Source organism: Streptomyces sp. NPDC055140, assembly GCF_053607285.1.
In genome coordinates, this window is the sequence record NZ_JBSGTG010000011.1 from 165,080 (window position 1) to 181,572 (window position 16,493).

At 69.5% G+C, this 16,493-nt stretch carries 12 protein-coding genes; 5 read left to right on the forward strand and 7 right to left on the reverse strand.

The genetic code is table 11. From position 1 onward, the window contains the following. Positions 1 to 285 precede the first annotated feature (285 nt). Positions 286 to 891 (reverse strand): YceI family protein, encoded by a 606-nt coding sequence (locus ACWFR4_RS22270; RefSeq protein ID WP_453466679.1) that lies wholly within the window; start codon positions 889 to 891, stop codon positions 286 to 288. 244 nt (positions 892 to 1,135) lie between these two features. Here ACWFR4_RS22270 and ACWFR4_RS22275 point away from each other — a divergent pair, with 244 nt between their 5' ends. From ACWFR4_RS22275 to ACWFR4_RS22295, 5 genes are all read left to right on the forward strand, one after another. Then, positions 1,136 to 1,645, forward strand: coding sequence for a hypothetical protein (locus ACWFR4_RS22275; protein ID WP_453466677.1), 510 nt, complete (start codon positions 1,136 to 1,138; stop codon positions 1,643 to 1,645). 117 nt (positions 1,646 to 1,762) lie between these two features. Next, a complete protein-coding gene (locus ACWFR4_RS22280; protein WP_453654141.1) occupies positions 1,763 to 5,602 on the forward strand; it encodes an endo-alpha-N-acetylgalactosaminidase family protein in 3,840 nt (1,279 codons plus the stop codon). 93 nt (positions 5,603 to 5,695) lie between these two features. After that, the gene (locus tag ACWFR4_RS22285) at positions 5,696 to 8,047 is read left to right on the forward strand and encodes a polysaccharide lyase 8 family protein (RefSeq protein WP_453654143.1); all 2,352 of its coding nucleotides are present in this window, start codon (positions 5,696 to 5,698) and stop codon (positions 8,045 to 8,047) included. 154 nt (positions 8,048 to 8,201) lie between these two features. Further along, a complete protein-coding gene (locus ACWFR4_RS22290) occupies positions 8,202 to 9,803 on the forward strand; it encodes an acyl-CoA carboxylase subunit beta (protein ID WP_116509487.1) in 1,602 nt (533 codons plus the stop codon). 22 nt (positions 9,804 to 9,825) lie between these two features. Further along, on the forward strand, positions 9,826 to 10,020 hold the full coding sequence (locus ACWFR4_RS22295; RefSeq protein ID WP_116509484.1) for an acyl-CoA carboxylase epsilon subunit: 195 nt from the start codon (positions 9,826 to 9,828) through the stop codon (positions 10,018 to 10,020). A 131-nt stretch (positions 10,021 to 10,151) separates the two neighbouring features. On the opposite strand, the gene ACWFR4_RS22300 is transcribed toward ACWFR4_RS22295, so the two are convergent. The 6 genes from ACWFR4_RS22300 to ACWFR4_RS22325 all read right to left on the reverse strand — a co-directional run bounded on the left by ACWFR4_RS22300 (position 10,152) and on the right by ACWFR4_RS22325 (position 16,407). Beyond that, a complete protein-coding gene (locus tag ACWFR4_RS22300; RefSeq protein WP_054239772.1) occupies positions 10,152 to 10,733 on the reverse strand; it encodes a GTP-binding protein in 582 nt (193 codons plus the stop codon). Continuing rightward, a complete protein-coding gene (locus tag ACWFR4_RS22305) occupies positions 10,714 to 11,304 on the reverse strand; it encodes a DUF742 domain-containing protein (RefSeq protein ID WP_326710984.1) in 591 nt (196 codons plus the stop codon). The genes ACWFR4_RS22300 and ACWFR4_RS22305 overlap by 20 nt, the downstream gene beginning before the upstream one ends. Before the next feature lie 93 nt (positions 11,305 to 11,397). Next, positions 11,398 to 11,811 (reverse strand): roadblock/LC7 domain-containing protein, encoded by a 414-nt coding sequence (locus ACWFR4_RS22310; RefSeq protein WP_100595178.1) that lies wholly within the window; start codon positions 11,809 to 11,811, stop codon positions 11,398 to 11,400. 10 nt (positions 11,812 to 11,821) lie between these two features. Beyond that, a complete protein-coding gene (locus ACWFR4_RS22315) occupies positions 11,822 to 15,067 on the reverse strand; it encodes a sensor histidine kinase (RefSeq protein ID WP_453654145.1) in 3,246 nt (1,081 codons plus the stop codon). Positions 15,068 to 15,434: 367 nt separating this feature from the next. Next, positions 15,435 to 16,016, reverse strand: a complete 582-nt coding sequence (locus ACWFR4_RS22320; RefSeq protein ID WP_100595019.1) for a GTP-binding protein — start codon at positions 16,014 to 16,016, stop codon at positions 15,435 to 15,437. Next, positions 15,997 to 16,407 (reverse strand): DUF742 domain-containing protein, encoded by a 411-nt coding sequence (locus tag ACWFR4_RS22325; protein WP_100595020.1) that lies wholly within the window; start codon positions 16,405 to 16,407, stop codon positions 15,997 to 15,999. The genes ACWFR4_RS22320 and ACWFR4_RS22325 overlap by 20 nt, the downstream gene beginning before the upstream one ends. Positions 16,408 to 16,493: the final 86 nt, after the last annotated feature.

Here is a 16,493-nt window from a genome sequence, read left to right on the forward strand (position 1 = left end):
GGGAGACCTCTGGGGGCGAGCGGAGCCGATTCGAGCGGAGTCGATCGCTCGGCAGTCGCACGCAGCGTAGCGCCGTGTGATGCCCAAGTGAAGGGAGAGTAATGAGTCGTCTCAAGTGACGGGATTACCGGAAGGTAGCCTTCAATTTCCTTTGCTGCGGCCCGTGTTGTCGCTCCCGCAGACCCCCGGATACGACGAGAGCCCGCCCTTCGTCCGCGGGGGACGGGAAGGACGGGCGTGCTCGTGGTGCGGGGAGCCGTGAGGGGCGGGCTCGCGGCAGCGGTGTCAGGCGGCGTTCTTGATCGCCGAGATGTCGAAGGTCAGCTTGATCTTGTCCGAGACGAGGACGCCGCCGGTCTCCAGGGCCGCGTTCCAGGTCAGGCCCCACTCGGAGCGCAGGATCTCGCTCTTGCCCTCGAAGCCGACGCGCTCGTTGCCGAACGGGTCCGTCGCCGAGCCGTTGAACTCCAGGTCGATCGTGAGCGGCTTGGTGGTGCCGAGGATCGTCAGGTCACCGGTGATCCGGTAGTCGTCGCCCAGGGCCTCGGCGGAGGTGGAGCGGAACGTCATCGTCGGGAACTCGTCCGTCTTGAAGAAGTCGGAGCTCTTCAGGTGGGTGTCGCGGTCGGAGTTGCCGGTGTCGATGCTGTTCATCGTGACGTCGATCGACGCGGTCGACTTCGACGGGTCCGAGCCGTCCAGGTGCAGGGTGCCCGACGACTCGGTGAAGGAGCCCTTGACGTTGGTGACCATGGCGTGGCGGGCCACGAAACCGATCGTGGTGTGCGCGGGGTCGATGGTGTAGTCGCCGGTCAGGGCGGCGAGGTCGGGGTTGACCGCGCCGGTGGCGGCGGGGGTGGCGTCGTCGTTCTTGCGGCCGAAGAGACCCATGACTGCTCCTTGGGGACGGGGCGTGGCGGGGGAGTCGGTTGAATGTTTAACGTTCAACGAGAACGACTGTAGCGCCGTTCTGTTCAACTTTCAACATCAAACAGCTCGTGTCATCTCGATTACACCGCGTCGTCATTCGACGCGCTCTGGCGGACGCGCGTAGAACTCGGGCACTATCTCCTTGCTCCACCTGCACAGCCGTCTCACAGCCAGCACGGTCACCAGCAGGAAGGACCCCCTCCCCATGAGAATCCGCTCGGTCGTGAGCGCCCTCGCGCTCGTACTCGGCGCCCTCTTCGCCCCCGGCTTCGGTGTGTTCAGCTCCGCCACCGACGCCCAGGCCGCCACCAAGATCAGCCACGCCACCGCGACCTCGATGTTCAGCCAGGTAGGCATCACCTGGTCGTCCTCCGGCGGCTGCTCCAACCGCAACAACTCCACCTGTACGTCCTTCGACCAGCTCAACCTCGCCACCGCCCAGGGCGCCCAGACCCTCAAGCGCGCCACCGGCTGCGCGCTGAACATCACCGGCGGCACCGAGACCGGCCACGCGAGCGGCACCTACTCGCACTGGAACGGCTACAAGCTCGACTACGGCAAGAACACCTGCGTCACGAACTACATCAAGAACACGTTCGCGTACATCGGCCTGCGCGGCGACGGAGCCCCGCAGTACCAGTCGGGTTCCGGCAACATCTACGCCGACGAGGGCAACCACTGGGATGTCCTCTACTACAACTGCGGCGGCTGCTGACCGAACCGGCGCCCGCGCGCGCTGACTTGGACTTCCGGGCGGTGGTTGTTGGACTGCTGCCGCCCGGAAGTGCCGAGTCCGTTGACCGGCCGCGCCCGCGCCGATACCCAGTCCCCTATGTCACGAAGATCTCGCGCCGCCTGCGCCGTGGCGGTCGCCGCCGCATCGTCCGCCGTGTTCGCCCTCACGGGCCCCGTACTGCCGGCCGCCGCCGACCCCGCGCCCGCCGTGGCGCAGGCCGTCATCGGATCCGCGCAGCTGTCCGTCGCCGTCGCCGACGACTTCCCGCGTGTCCTCGCGTACACCGACCGCGCCTCCGGTGCCGAGCTCCTCGGCAGTACGAATCCGGTGGACAAGGTCACCCTGAACGGCAAGGCGTACGCGGTCGCCGTGAAGGGCGCCCCGGTCCTCACCGGGTCCAAGGCCTCGTACACGCTGACCTTCCCGGACCTCGCCGACGTCGAGATCGACGCCTCGCTGAGCGTCAGCGGGCGCGCGACGACCTTCAAGGTGACCGCCGTGCGCGACACCGCGGCCTTCCGGGTCGGCACGATCGACATACCCGGGCACGACCTCGTCTCCGTGGGCAGTGCGGACGGCGGCGCCGAGACCGCGTTCACGACGCTGGACAACGACTCGACGCGGACCGCCGACGTCTTCGGCAAGGTCGCGGCGGACACCCCGGCCGACGCCTCGCCGATCGGCGCCTCGTACGCCATCGTCAACACGGGGCGGCTCGCCGCCGCCGTCGAGTCCAACTCCACGTACGACAGACCGAGCGGCAAGACCGGCGGCGACGACGCCCGGTTCTGGCACCAGGCGCGCAAGTCGGCCGACGGCTCCACCCGCGTCGGTGTCTGGTCGGGCCAGTGGACCTACCGCGGCGAAGGAGCCCCGGCGCCGGACAAGGACCTGCCGTGGGCGAAGGTCGTCGTCACGCCCGACGCGAACGGCGACGGCAAGGTCGACTGGCAGGACGGTGCGGTCGCCTTCCATTCGATCGGCGTGAAGGCGAAGGGCAGCGACGGCACCCCCGGCCGGGTCATCACGCACATCCCGTTCAACTTCGCCAGCCAGGCCACGCACCCCTTCCTGCGCACGCTCGACGACGTCAAGCGGATCTCGCTCGCGACCGACAACCTCGGCCAGTTCGCCCTGCTCAAGGGCTACGCCTCCGAGGGCCACGACTCCGCGCACCCCGACTACGGCGGCAACATCAACAAGCGTGCCGGGGGCCTGAAGGACCTCAACAAGCTGCTCAAGGGCGGCAAGAAGTTCGGCACCAGCTTCGGCGTGCACGTGAACGCCACCGAGGCGTACCCCGTCGCCCAGCACTTCACCGGCGACCTCGTCGACCCCAAGGCCCCTGGCTGGAACTGGCTCGACCAGAGCTACTACATCGACCAGCGCCGCGACATCAACAGCGGAGACCTCGCCGCCCGGTTCAAGCAGCTGCGCGAGGAGACCGACCCGAACCTCACGACGATCTACATCGACGTCTACTACACGCACGGCTGGATCGCCGAGAAGACCGCCGAGGCCGTCCGCGCCCAGGGCTGGAACCTGGCCTCCGAGTGGGCCGACAAGTTCGAGCGCGAGTCGCTGTGGTCGCACTGGGCCAACGACCTCGACTACGGGCCCAAGACCGACAAGGGCCTCAACTCGAAGATCATCCGCTTCATCCGCAACGGCGAGAAGGACGTCTGGAACAGCGACCCGGTCCTCGGCCAGAGCGCCATCGACGAGTTCGAGGGCTGGACCGGCGAGAACGACTGGAACGCCTTCTACGACAACGTCTGGCAGCGCGACCTGCCCGCCAAGTTCCTCCAGCACCAGCAGATCACCCGCTGGAACGGCAACGACATCACCTTCACCGGCGGGCTCCGCGGCACCGTCGAGGACGGCCGGCGCACCTTCTACGACCACGGCAGGAAGGTCCTCGACGGGACGGCCTATCTGCTCCCGTGGGACGGCGGCAAGAAGCTGTACCACTACAACAAGGACGGCGGTACGACGAGCTGGGCCGTGCCCGGATCCTCGTACACCGTCTACAGGCTCACCGACAACGGCCGCGTGAAGACCGGCACCGTGCGGGCCTCCGGCGGCAAGGTCACGCTGAAGGCCGATGCCGGGCAGCCGTACGTGCTCTACCCCGCGGACGAGGCGCCGCACGCGGTCGACCCGGCCTGGGGCGAGGGCACGCACGTCAAGGACCCCGGTTTCAACGACGCCCGCCTCGCCGCCTGGGACAAGGACGGCACGGTCGGGCGCGACACCGACGACCACGGCCGCAACAGCGCCGCCCTGAGCGGGACCGGCACCGCCGCGATCGAGCAGCGCGTGAGCGGCCTCGACGCGGGCAAGCGCTACACCGCCTCCGCCTGGGTCGAGGTCGAACCCGGCACGTCCCGCCGTACGACGCTCAGCGCGGGCGGGAAGTCTGTCGCGGTCGAGCGCTCCACGCTGCAGAACGGCGTCTCCTCCAGCGACTGGGGCGGCACCTACATGCAGCGCGTGAAGGCCACCTTCACGGCGCCCGCGAACGGCCGCACCACGCTGCGGATCGAGGCCGCCAAGGGCTCGTCCGCGAAGGTCCGCATCGACGACGTACGCCTCGTGAGCAACGCTCCGTCGACGAAGCCCGGCACCGTCGTGCACGAGGACTTCGAGGACGTCGACCAGGGCTGGGGCCCCTTCGACAAGGGTGACGCCGGCGGCGTCACGGACCCGCGCACACACATCGCGCAGAAGAACGCCCCGTACACCCAGGCCGGCTGGAACGGAAAGCTCGTCGACGACGTCATCGGCGGCGGCGAGTCCCTGAAGTCCCACGAGGAGAACACCGGCGTCGTCTACCGCACCTCCCCGGCCGACGTGCCGATGGCGGACGGGCACGCCTACAAGGTCGCGTTCGACTACCAGTCCAGCCACGCGGGCGCCTACCAGTGGGTGAGCGGCTACGACCGGATCGCCGCCGACGGCACCCCCGACCAGGTCGAGACCGCGAGCACCCCGATCGGGCAGCAGCGCACCACGGGCCACTACGAGGGCACCGTCACGGCGGGCTGCGGCGACGCCTGGACCGGCCTGCGCAAGCTCGAAGGGGCCCCGGACGGCGCCGACTTCGTGCTCGACGACTTCACCGTCACCGACCTCGGCCCGGCCGAGGAGAAGGCGGCCTGCGGCACCCTCGCCCTGAAGTCGGACGAGACGCTGGAGCCCGGCCGGAAGAACAAGGTCGAGGCCACCTTCACCAACTACGAGGCGAGCGAGGTCAAGGGCGCGTCCCTCTCGCTCGGCCTGCCCGAGGGCTGGCAGGCCGAGCCCGCGGGCCCCGTCGCGCTCGACCCGGTCGCGCCCGGCGCCAAGGCGACGGCCACCTGGCAGGTCACCCCGCCGGTCGACGCCAAGTACCAGCCGTACCAGCTGAGTTCGAAGGCGACGTACACCGTCGGGGGCAGCGCACGGACGCTGACCGCGGGCGCCACCGTGCGCACGCTCCCGCCGCCGCCCACCGCGGACACGTACGCCAGTGACCTGGACTGGACGGCCATGGACAACGGCTGGGGTCCCGCAGAGAGGGACATGGAGAACGGCGAGACCGGCGCCGGTGACGGCAAGCCGCTGACCGTCAACGGCACCGTCTACGCCAAGGGCCTCGGTACCGCGTCCCCCGGGAAGATCCGCTACTACCTGGGCGGCCGCTGCACCTCGTTCACCGCCGAGGTCGGCCAGGACGACTCGCAGGGGACGCGCGGCAGCGTGCAGTTCTCCGTCGAGGCGGACGGCACCCAGAAGGTCCGGTCGCCGGTCCTCAAGGCCGCCGACAGCGCCTGGTCGCTGACCGCGGACGTGACCGGCGCCAAGTACGTCGACCTGATCACGGGCGACGGCGGCGACGGTCCGGGCAACGACCACGCCGACTGGGGCAACGCCCGCTTCCACTGCGGTAGTTGATCCCACCGCGTCCCGGGGCCCCGCTCTCAGCGGCGGGGCCCCTTCCGCGCACACCGTAGACAGCGCTTTCTACGACTGATTAGGTGCAACCCCATGACACCCACGCGCCGCACGTTCCTCATCGCGTCAACTCTCCTGACTGGTACGGCACTTGCCACGCCCGCCCATGCCGCCGACGCTTCGGACGCTTCCGGCGACGAGTTCGACACCCTGCGCAAGCGATGGCTGGAGATCTCCCTCGGCACCGGCTATGACGCCACCGCCGAGCCCTATGCCTCTCGCCTGAAGGAACTCGGAGGACTCGCCCGCGGCTTCAGAGAGACGATGGCCCCGACCGCCACGTCCCTCTGGCCCGGCTACCCCTTCGACCCGCCGGCCGGCATCACTCAGGCGTACAACCGCCTGTGGACGATGACCCAGGCCTACGCCCAGGAGGGCACGGGATCCACCGGCGACGCGGGCCTCCTCGCCGACATCGTCAAGGGACTCGACCACCTCGCCGCGACCGTCTACAACGCGACCACCACGCGATACGGGAACTGGTGGGAGTGGCAGATCGGCAGCCCCCGCCTCCTGATGGACATCGTCGCCGTCCTCTACGAGCACCTCACGCAGGGCCGACGCGACGCCGCCTTCGCCGCCGTCGACCACTTCGTCCCCGACGCGGTCCTGCACGACTACTCGGGCACCTCCACCGGCGCCAACCGCGTCGACCTGTGCCGCTCGGTCGCCCTGCGCGGCATCCTCGGCAGGAACGCCGACAAGACGGCCCTGGCCCGCGACGCCCTCTCGCCCGTCTTCCCCTACGTCACCAAGGGGGACGGCCTCTACGCCGACGGCTCGTTCGTCCAGCACACGTACATCGCCTACTCGGGCACCTACGGACAGGTCATGCTCGACGGGCTCGGCCGGCTCTTCGCGCTGCTCGCCGGGTCCACGTGGGCCGTCACCGACCCGAACCGGCAGATCATCCTCGACAGCGTCGAGCACGCCTACGCCCCGCTCCTCTTCGACGGTCTGATGATGGACAGCGTCAACGGCCGTGCCATCAGCCGCGGTTACCTCAACAGCGACGACCTCAAGGTCATGCGCAGCGACCACTTCCACGGCCAGGGCCTGATCGCCGCCATGGCGCAGCTCGCCGCCGGTGCGAGCGCGGCCGAGCGCGAGCGCTGGCACGGGAGGATCAAGGGCTGGATCGAGCGGGACACGGTCACGCCCCTGCTGACCGCCAGGCAGTTCGGGGTCGCCGACCTGTCCCGGCTGCACGCCGTCGCGGACTCCGCCGTCGCGGCCGCGCCCGAGCCCGTCGGACACCAGCTGTTCGCCGCCATGGACCGCGCGGTGCACAAGCGCCCCGGCTTCGCCGCGAACATCTCCATGTCCTCGGACCGGATCGCGTACTACGAGTGCGGCAACGGCGAGAACCCGCGCGGCTGGCACACGGGCGCCGGCATGCTCTCCTGGTGGGCCGCCGGGAAGCGCGGCGATCGGTCCGACCAGTACACGGACTGGTTCTGGCCGACCGTCGACTTCTACCGGCTGCCCGGCACGACCGTCTCCACCAAGCGCCTCGCCGACAAGGCCGGCGGCGAGTGGGGTGCGGCCCGGCCCGACGTGAAGTGGGTCGGCGGCGCCACTGACGGCGAGTTCGCCGCGGTCGGACAGCACGTCAAGGGCCTCGGCTCGACGCTCCAGGCCCGCAAGTCGTGGTTCTGCCTCGCCGACACCGTCGTGTGCCTGGGCGCGGGGATCACGGCGGCCGACGGTGTCCCCGTGGAGACCGTCGTCGACAACCGCAACCTCGGCGAGGGCGGCACCCAGGCCTTCACCGTCGACGGCGCCGCCCGCGCCCGCTGGGCCCACCTGGAGGGCCACGGCGGCTGGGTCTTCCCCGGCGGCGCCCCGCTGCGCCACCTGCGCGAGGACCGCACCGGCGCCTGGTCCGACATCAACACCACCAGCTCCACCGAGCGCCGCACCCGTCGCTGGCAGACGCTCTGGCTCGACCACGGCACGGACCCCACCGACGCCGCGTACGCCTATCTGCTGATGCCGGGCGCCTCGAAGCACGACCTCGAGCGGCGCGCGGGCGACCGCCACTGGCTTTCGGTCCTCGCCAACACGGCCGCCGCCCAGGCCGTCGCCGTGCCCTCCCTCGGCGTGAGCGCGGCGAACTTCTGGCAGGCCGGGAGCGTGGGGGAGCTCACGGTGTCGGCTCCCGCAAGCGTCCTCTTGCGCAGGCAGGGGCGCACCGCGACGCTGACCATCAGTGAACCGCCGCGCACGGGGGAGCCCGTGGACATCACCTGGGACCGGCCCGTGCGCCGCGTCGTCAGCCACGACCCCTCGGTCGAAGTGGTCGCCACGGGCCGTAGGCTGCGGCTGCGCGTCACTCCGGAGGCGGCATGTGTGAGCCATCGGTGTGAGGTGACTCTCAGCTGAGCCATTTGTGTGACCCCTACAAGACAGCGGGGCCCTGAGCAGTCACTTCGCCTGCATGGCGACGGCGTTCTGTTCGGGGGTACCAGGAAAACGGGCCGGAGACTGTACGGAGTCGACGGCCCGTTTTGCTTGGTCGTCTTCGTAAGGTCGCTACATGACCGTTTTGGACGACACCGCCTCAGCCGGTTCCGCCGGGGATGAGCCCACCGACGCGCGCGGACGCGTCGCCGAGCTGCACGCGATCCGTGAGGAGGCGCTGCGCGGGCCCAGTGACAAGGCGACCGAGGCTCAGCACGCGAAGGGCAAGCTGACCGCACGCGAGCGGATCGAGCTGCTGCTCGACGCGGGATCGTTCAACGAGGTCGAGCAGCTGCGCCGGCACCGGGCGACCGGCTTCGGTCTGGAGGCCAAGAAGCCCTACACCGACGGTGTCATCACCGGCTGGGGCACGGTCGAGGGCCGCACGGTCTTCGTCTACGCGCACGACTTCCGCATCTTCGGCGGCGCCCTGGGCGAGGCCCACGCCACCAAGATCCACAAGATCATGGACATGGCCATCGCGGCCGGTGCCCCGCTGGTCTCCCTGAACGACGGCGCGGGCGCCCGTATCCAGGAGGGCGTCTCCGCGCTCGCCGGCTACGGCGGCATCTTCCAGCGCAACACCAAGGCGTCCGGCGTCATCCCGCAGATCAGCGTGATGCTCGGCCCGTGCGCCGGCGGCGCGGCCTACAGCCCCGCCCTCACCGACTTCGTCTTCATGGTCCGCGAGACCTCGCAGATGTTCATCACCGGACCGGACGTCGTCAAGGCGGTCACCGGCGAGGAGATCACCCAGAACGGCCTCGGCGGCGCGGACGTGCACGCCGAGACCTCGGGCGTCTGCCACTTCGCGTACGACGACGAGGAGACCTGCATCGCCGAGGTCCGCTACCTCATCTCGATGCTGCCCTCCAACAACCGCGAGAACCCGCCGACCGTGGCCTCCGAGGACCCCGCCGAGCGCCGCTCGGACGTCCTGCTCGACCTGGTTCCGGCCGACGGCAACCGCCCGTACGACATGACCAAGGTCATCGAGGAGCTCGTCGACGACGGCGACTACCTCGAGATCCACGAGCGCTGGGCGCGCAACATCATCTGCGCCCTGGCCCGCCTGGACGGTCAGGTCGTCGGCATCGTCGCCAACCAGCCCTCGTCCCTCGCGGGCGTCCTGGACATCGAGGCCAGCGAAAAAGCTGCCCGCTTCGTCCAGATGTGCGACGCTTTCAATATTCCCATCGTGACGCTCCTGGACGTCCCCGGCTTCCTGCCCGGTGTCGACCAGGAGCACGGCGGGATCATCCGGCACGGCGCCAAGCTGCTGTACGCGTACTGCAACGCCACCGTGCCGCGGATCTCGCTCATCCTGCGCAAGGCGTACGGAGGTGCCTACATCGTCATGGACTCGCAGTCGATCGGTGCCGACCTCACCTACGCCTGGCCCACCAACGAGATCGCCGTGATGGGCGCCGAGGGCGCCGCCAACGTCATCTTCCGCCGTCAGATCGCCGAGGCCGAGGACCCCGAGGCCATGCGCACCCGCATGGTGAAGGAGTACAAGGCCGAGCTGATGCACCCGTACTACGCGGCCGAGCGGGGCCTGGTCGACGACGTCATCGACCCCGCCGAGACCCGCGAGGTGCTCATCCGCTCCCTCGCGATGCTGCGCACGAAGCACGCCGACCTGCCTTCGCGCAAGCACGGCAACCCCCCGCAGTAACCCCACAAGGAGATCACTGCACATGTCTGCACACGACATCCGCGTTGAGAAGGGCCACGCCGAGCCCGAGGAGGTCGCGGCCCTGACCGCGATCCTGCTGGCACGCGCCGCAGCCGCACCGACCGACAGCCCCGCCCTGCGCGGCCGCGACAAGGCCGGCTGGCGCCGCCTGGAGCGCCAGCACGGCTTCCGCGCCCCGCACAGCTGGCAGGGCTAGGCAGCGGGCGCATCCGGCCCCGCTCCGGCCCGGCCGACCCGTCCGGCCTCGCAGGACGAGCCCTCAGCGCGAAGAAGCCCCCGGGACCCAAAGGGTCCCGGGGGCTTCTTCATGACCGGAGGCGCCGGAGGCTAGCGGAGGCGGGCCATCAGCGCGTGTTCCACGAGCGTGATGAGCGCCGACTTCGCATCCGCACGGTGGCGGGCGTCGGTCGTGATGATCGGGGTGTCCGGGCCGATCTGCAGCGCCTCACGGACCTCGTCCGGCTGGTACGGCTGGCTGCCGTCGAAGCCGTTGAGGGCGACGACGAAGGGCAGCCCGGAGTTCTCGAAGTAGTCGACGGCCGGGAAGCAGTCGGCGAGGCGGCGGGTGTCGACGAGGACGATCGCGCCGATCGCGCCGCGGACCAGGTCGTCCCACATGAACCAGAAGCGGTCCTGACCGGGCGTACCGAAGAGGTAAAGGATCAGGTCCTGGTCGAGCGTGATGCGGCCGAAGTCCATGGCGACGGTGGTCGTCGTCTTGTCCCCGGTGTGGGTGAGGTCGTCGATGCCCGCGGACGCGGACGTCATGACGGCCTCGGTGCGCAGAGGGTTGATCTCCGAGACGGCGCCCACGAAGGTCGTCTTGCCGACGCCGAAGCCGCCCGCCACCACGATCTTCGCGGACGTGGTGGAGCGGGAAGGCCCTCCGCTAGAGCTTGCGAAGTCCACTGAGCACCCTTTCGAGCAAAGTCACGTCTGGCTGGCCGCCGGCGTTCTCTTCGCCGCCGGGCTGATGAATGGCGACCAGGCCCGCCTCCGCCAAGTCGGCGACGAGGATCCTGGCCACACCGAGGGGGATGCTGAGCAGGGCCGAGACTTCGGCCACTGACTTGATCTCTCGGCAGAGCGTGCAGATCCGCTGGTGCTCGGGCAACTGGCCCTGCAACTGGTGCGGCTGCGCGGTGGTGTGCACCAGCGCCTCGATGGCGAGCTGGTAGCGCGGCCTGGTGCGGCCACCCGTCATGGCGTAGGGACGCACCAGGGGGTTGTTGGCAGCCGGCGCAGGGGTGTCGGGACGCCGCTGCGGCTGCACGGGCTGGATGCGAGGTGCCGACGGCTGGTCGTACGGCCCCGGCTGCCGCGGCTGCGGCGGGTGCGGGGGCGCGTACGGCTGTCGCCGGTGGCTCGGCGCGGAGGGGAAGTTGTACCGGTTCGGCGCGTCACCCTGCCCCTGGCCCTGGCCAGGCCCGTAGGACCAGTTCGCCGATGAACCGCTCGGGGGTGTTGCAGAACCAGCCACGCTTTCCTCCTCCAACTGTGCCGGGCACCATCACCGTGGAGCCGCGTCCCGAAACCTTACGGCCACAGGACGCGAAATCGCACCGCTTGTCTGTCAGTTGAGAAGGCTCCCCTGAAGCTCGGCCCGCAGGTCGGGAGTGAGAACCGTACCCGCGCGGTCGACAAGAAGTGCCATCTCGTACCCGACGAGGCCAATGTCCGCCTCCGGGTGTGCGAGGACAGCGAGAGAAGAACCGTCGGAGATGGACATAAGGAAGAGGAATCCTCGCTCCATCTCCACAACTGTCTGATTCACGCTGCCGCCCTCGAAGATGCGGGACGCGCCCGCAGTCAGCGAGGTAAGACCCGACGCGACGGCAGCCAGTTGGTCGGCACGGTCACGCGGGAACCCTTCGGACATCGCCAGAAGGAGTCCGTCGGCGGAGACCACCACCGTGTGGGACACCCCAGGGGTGTTGTCCACGAAGTTGGTGATCAACCAGTTCAGGTTCTGTGCCGCCTGGCTCATCGGGCTCACACTAACGCTCCTGGTTGTAGGTGCTGTCAGGACCACTGTGCTGATTCGTGGCCTGGCCGTTCGTGTCACTTCCTGCTTCGCGCCCCCGCTGCACGCCACGGCGCAGGTTGCTCAGCCTGCCCCTGACGTCCTCTGGCGCACGGGAGACCTGGGGGCCGCCCTGCGGGGTCGATTCCGCCGTGCCCTCGACCAGGTTGGCCTTGGGCACCCGGCGCGGCAGACCGGAGGAGGTGACTCCGCCGGCCTTGGGCTTCCGGAGCTGCTCCGCGCGGACCCAGCGCTCGTCGTTGGACGAACGCCAGTCGTCGGAGCTGCTGCCGTCGCTGCTGCCGCTGCCGTTGTGCTGGGTGGTGTTGTCGGCACGGTCGGGCGCCGGCGTCGCCGCCGGGGCCTGGCGCTGCTGCCCACTCGAACCGCGCATCGGAAGACCGGCGTCGGTGAGCGAACGGGCGGCGGACGGGGTGGGCCCGGCCGGGGCCGCGGGACCGTGCGGGTCGAAGCCTACGCGCTCCTGCCGACCGGCGTCAGCGCGCTGCGCGGATTCCGCTTGAGCAGTGCGCTCGGACCGGTAGGACTCCTGGTAGCCGTCCTGGGCCTGCCAGTCGCCCGGCTGCGAGCCGCGCATCGGCCTCTCGCCGAAGGCCGAGTACGTCTCCTGGACAGGTTCCGTATAGGCGTCCTGCGACGCGTAGCCGTCCTGCGGCGCGAAGAACGAGTCGTTGTAGGCGCCGTTCTGAGGCTGCTCGTCGTACGTCTGCTGGCCCTGCGCGTAGACGGACGAGGGGTCCTCGTACGTCTGCTGCTGACGGTCGTCGTACGCGGGCTGCGCGGGAGCATAGGTGGTCTGCTGCTCCTCGTACGGGTCCTGCCCTTGTGCCGCCGTGATCTCGTCGCGGAACAGGGGGCGGTCGTCACCGGTGTGCGCCTGGGCCTCCAGGGCCGCGCGGCGCTCCTCGCGCATCAGCGAACGGCCGACCGGGTCGAGGTCGTGCAGGTCGTCCGGGACCTCGCCGTAGCGGCTGTCGTCGAAGCCGAGCTCCGCGGCGGTGCGCAGCGGGGCGGGCTCGTACGCGGACTGCGACGGGATCATCGACGAGACGGTGAACTCGGACTCGGGCAGGTGCTCGCCGCTGCCACCGTGGGTGATGACGTCGGGCAGCATGACGAGCGACGTCGTGCCGGCCTGCTCGCCCGAGGGGCGCAGCTGGACGCGGATGCCGTGCCGGTCGGACAGACGGCCGACCACGAACAGGCCCATGCGCTGCGAGATCGCGGCGTCCACCGTCGGAGGGTTGGCCAACTTGTGGTTGATGTCCGCGAAGTCCTCGGCGGTGAGGCCGATGCCCTTGTCGTGGATCTCGACCATGACGCGGCCGTCGGGGAGACGGGTCGCGGTGACGCGGACCTTGGTCTGCGGCGAGGAGAACGTGGTGGCGTTCTCCAGGAGCTCGGCGAGCAGGTGCACGAGGTCGGTCACCGAACGGCCGTGGATCTCGGCCTCCGGCACACCCGACAGCTCGATGCGCTCGTACTGCTCCACCTCGGAGGAGGCGGCGCGCAGGACGTCGACCAGCGGGACCGGCTGGTCCCAGCGGCGGCCCGGCTCCTCGCCGGCGAGGACGAGGAGGTTCTCGCCGTTGCGGCGCATACGGGTCGCGAGGTGGTCCAGGCGGAAAAGGTTCTCCAGCTGGTCCGGCTCGGCCTCGTTGTTCTCCAGGTCCGTGATGAGGGTCAGCTGGCCCTCGATCAGGGACTGGTTGCGGCGCGACAGGTTGGTGAAGATCGCGTTGATGTTGCCACGGAGCAGGGCCTGCTCGGCGGCGAGGCGGACGGCCTCGCGGTGCACCTGGTCGAAGGCGCGGGCGACCTCGCCGATCTCGTCCGTGGAGTTGATCGGGATGGGCTGCACACGGGTGTCGACGCGGCCCGGGTCGGTGCGCGAGAGCTGGTCGACGAGCATCGGCAGGCGCTGCTCGGCGACGTCGAAGGCGGCGGTGCGCAGTCGGCGCATCGAGCGGCTCATCTGGCGTGCCATCATCCCGGCCAGCGCGAACGCGACGAGCAGGGCGACCAGGACGACCGCACCGGTGATGAACGTGGACTGCTTGGCGTCGTCGGCGATGCCGGCGGCCTCGTTCACGGCCTTGTCGGCGAGGTCGGACTCGATGGTGCGGTACGCGTTGAACTTGGCGGTGTTGACCGCCCACCAGTTCTTCTCGCTGACGCCGCCCTGCGCGATGGCGAAGCGGGCGCTCGGCTGCGTGGTGGGCAGTGTGGCGATGGCGGACACCATGGCCGTGGAGCCGCCGGTCGGCGGCGGGACGTAGGTCTTGCCCTGCGCCTTCGCGGCCGCGACCGCCTGCTTGGCCTGCTTCGCGCCGTCGATCGTCAGCTGCTTCTGGGCTGCGTCGAGCTTGTCGACGTCGGCCTGCGTGCCGCCGCCCTTGTACTCCTCGACGGCGATGCCCTCGAGGTAGGCGTAGGAGGAGAGCGCGATCTTCTGCTTGCCGAAGGTCTCGGCCGTCGGGCCCGGCTCGACCAGCAGGTGCATACCGATGGACCGCTCGAGGGAGAGCGCGGCCTTGGACAGCGAGATGGCGTAGACCGTGCGGCCGTAGCTCGTGATGTTTCCGGTGCCGAGGCCGAGCTCGTTGGCGAACTCCATCAGCGGGTGCTGGATGCCGACGTAGTTCTCTTCGGTCTGCACGGCGGGGAGCTTGCTCGTGTACGCGGCGGCCCGCAGCTTCTCCAGGCCGGGCTCGACCTGACGGAACTGCGCGAGGCGGCGCTCCAGGCCTTCCTTGGCCGGCATGTTCTTCGCGGCGGCGTCGAAGGCGTCGGCGGCCTCGTTCGTCGTCTCGCGGGCCTTGACGACCTCCGGGTCGTTCTTGTGGCCGCGCAAGAGAGGAGCCGCGGAGATGTCGCGCTCCTCGATCAGGCTGTTGGCGTACGTCAGGGACGCCTGCACCAGACGCGCGGTGTTCTCCGCGTCCTCGGCCTCGTTCCAGGTGTCGATCGAGCCCTTCACCTGGAAGCCACCCATGATCAGACCCACGAGCACGGGTATGAGCAGGATCGCGTTCAGCTTGGTGGGCACACGCCAGTTGCGCGGCGACATCCGGCCGCCGGACGGCGCCGGGGGCGCCTCGGCCCGTGGCACATGCGCGGCCGGCGCCGCTGCACGCGGCGGCGGGGTGAAGTTGCCCCGTGCCGACGACGGCTCGGGACTGCTCTTGCTTCGCCTCACTCGACCAACAACCTCTCGGCGTCGGCACCTACGCTGTGCCGCTGTCTCCAGGCCCTTACCTACTGGGCAGTTCAGCGCATTCCAGCACGTCAGGCGGTTCTCTTCCAAACACCGGGAACCGGAACCTCTGAGTGACGGATGCCCTAGATAAAACGGTCATAAAGAGCGAGCCCCGCCAAAAGGCGGGGCTCTTGTGCGCACAGTGGAACCGGGTGTGCGCGACGTGTGTCTAAGGCACTGGAATTCTCTGTCGAAACGTTATGAACACGGAGGCCGACCGTGTCAAAGGACACAGCGGCCTCCGGGCGCACTACGACAACTGCCGTATGCATCTGGCCACTTGGTGGCCGGTTTTCCGGCGGTTGAGCTACTTAAGGCGGGCCATCAGGGCGTGCTCGACCAGCGTGATCAGGCCACTCTTTGCATCCGCACGGTGGCGGGCGTCCGTGGTGATGATCGGGGTGTCCGGGCCGATCTGGAGCGCCTCGCGCACCTCGTCGGGCGTGTAGGGCTGGTGCCCCTCGAAGCCGTTGAGGGCGACGACGAAGGGCAGCCCGGAGTTCTCGAAGTAGTCGACGGCCGGGAAGCAGTCGGCGAGGCGGCGGGTGTCGACGAGGACGATCGCGCCGATCGCGCCGCGGACCAGGTCGTCCCACATGAACCAGAAGCGGTCCTGACCGGGCGTACCGAAGAGGTAAAGGATCAGGTCCTGGTCGAGCGTGATGCGGCCGAAGTCCATCGCCACCGTGGTGGTGGTCTTGTCCCCGGTGTGGGTGAGGTCGTCGATGCCCGCGGACGCGGACGTCATGACGGCCTCGGTGCGCAACGGGTTGATCTCGGAGACGGCGCCCACGAACGTGGTTTTGCCGACGCCGAAGCCGCCTGCCACCACGATCTTCGCGGACGTGGTGGAACGGCCGCCTCCGCCGTTAGAGCTTGCGAAGTCCACTGAGCACCCTTTCGAGCAGTGTCACGTCAGGCTGGCCGCCGGCGTTCTCGTCGCCACCGGGCTGGTGGATGGCCACCATTCCCGCTTCCGCCAGGTCCGCGACGAGGATCCGGGCCACACCGAGAGGCATCGACAGCAGGGCCGACACCTCCGCCACCGACTTGACCTCGCGGCACAGGTGGCAGATGCGCTGGTGCTCGGGGAGCAGCCCTATCAGCTGTGCCGGGTCGGCGGTCGTGCTGACGAGCGCCTCGATGGCGAGCTGGTAGCGCGGCCGTGTCCGGCCACCGGTCATCGCGTAAGGACGCACCAGCGGCTGGTCGCCCTCAGGACCGTACGAGGCGTGCGGAGATACGCCGTACGGGTCGTGAGAGGCGGTGGGCGGGGTCATGGATCCTCCGGGCGGGACAGCAGGTGGTCTGCGTGCCGTCTGACGGGCCGGTGGGGGCGGTGGCGGCCTGACGGTGCGGTCATACG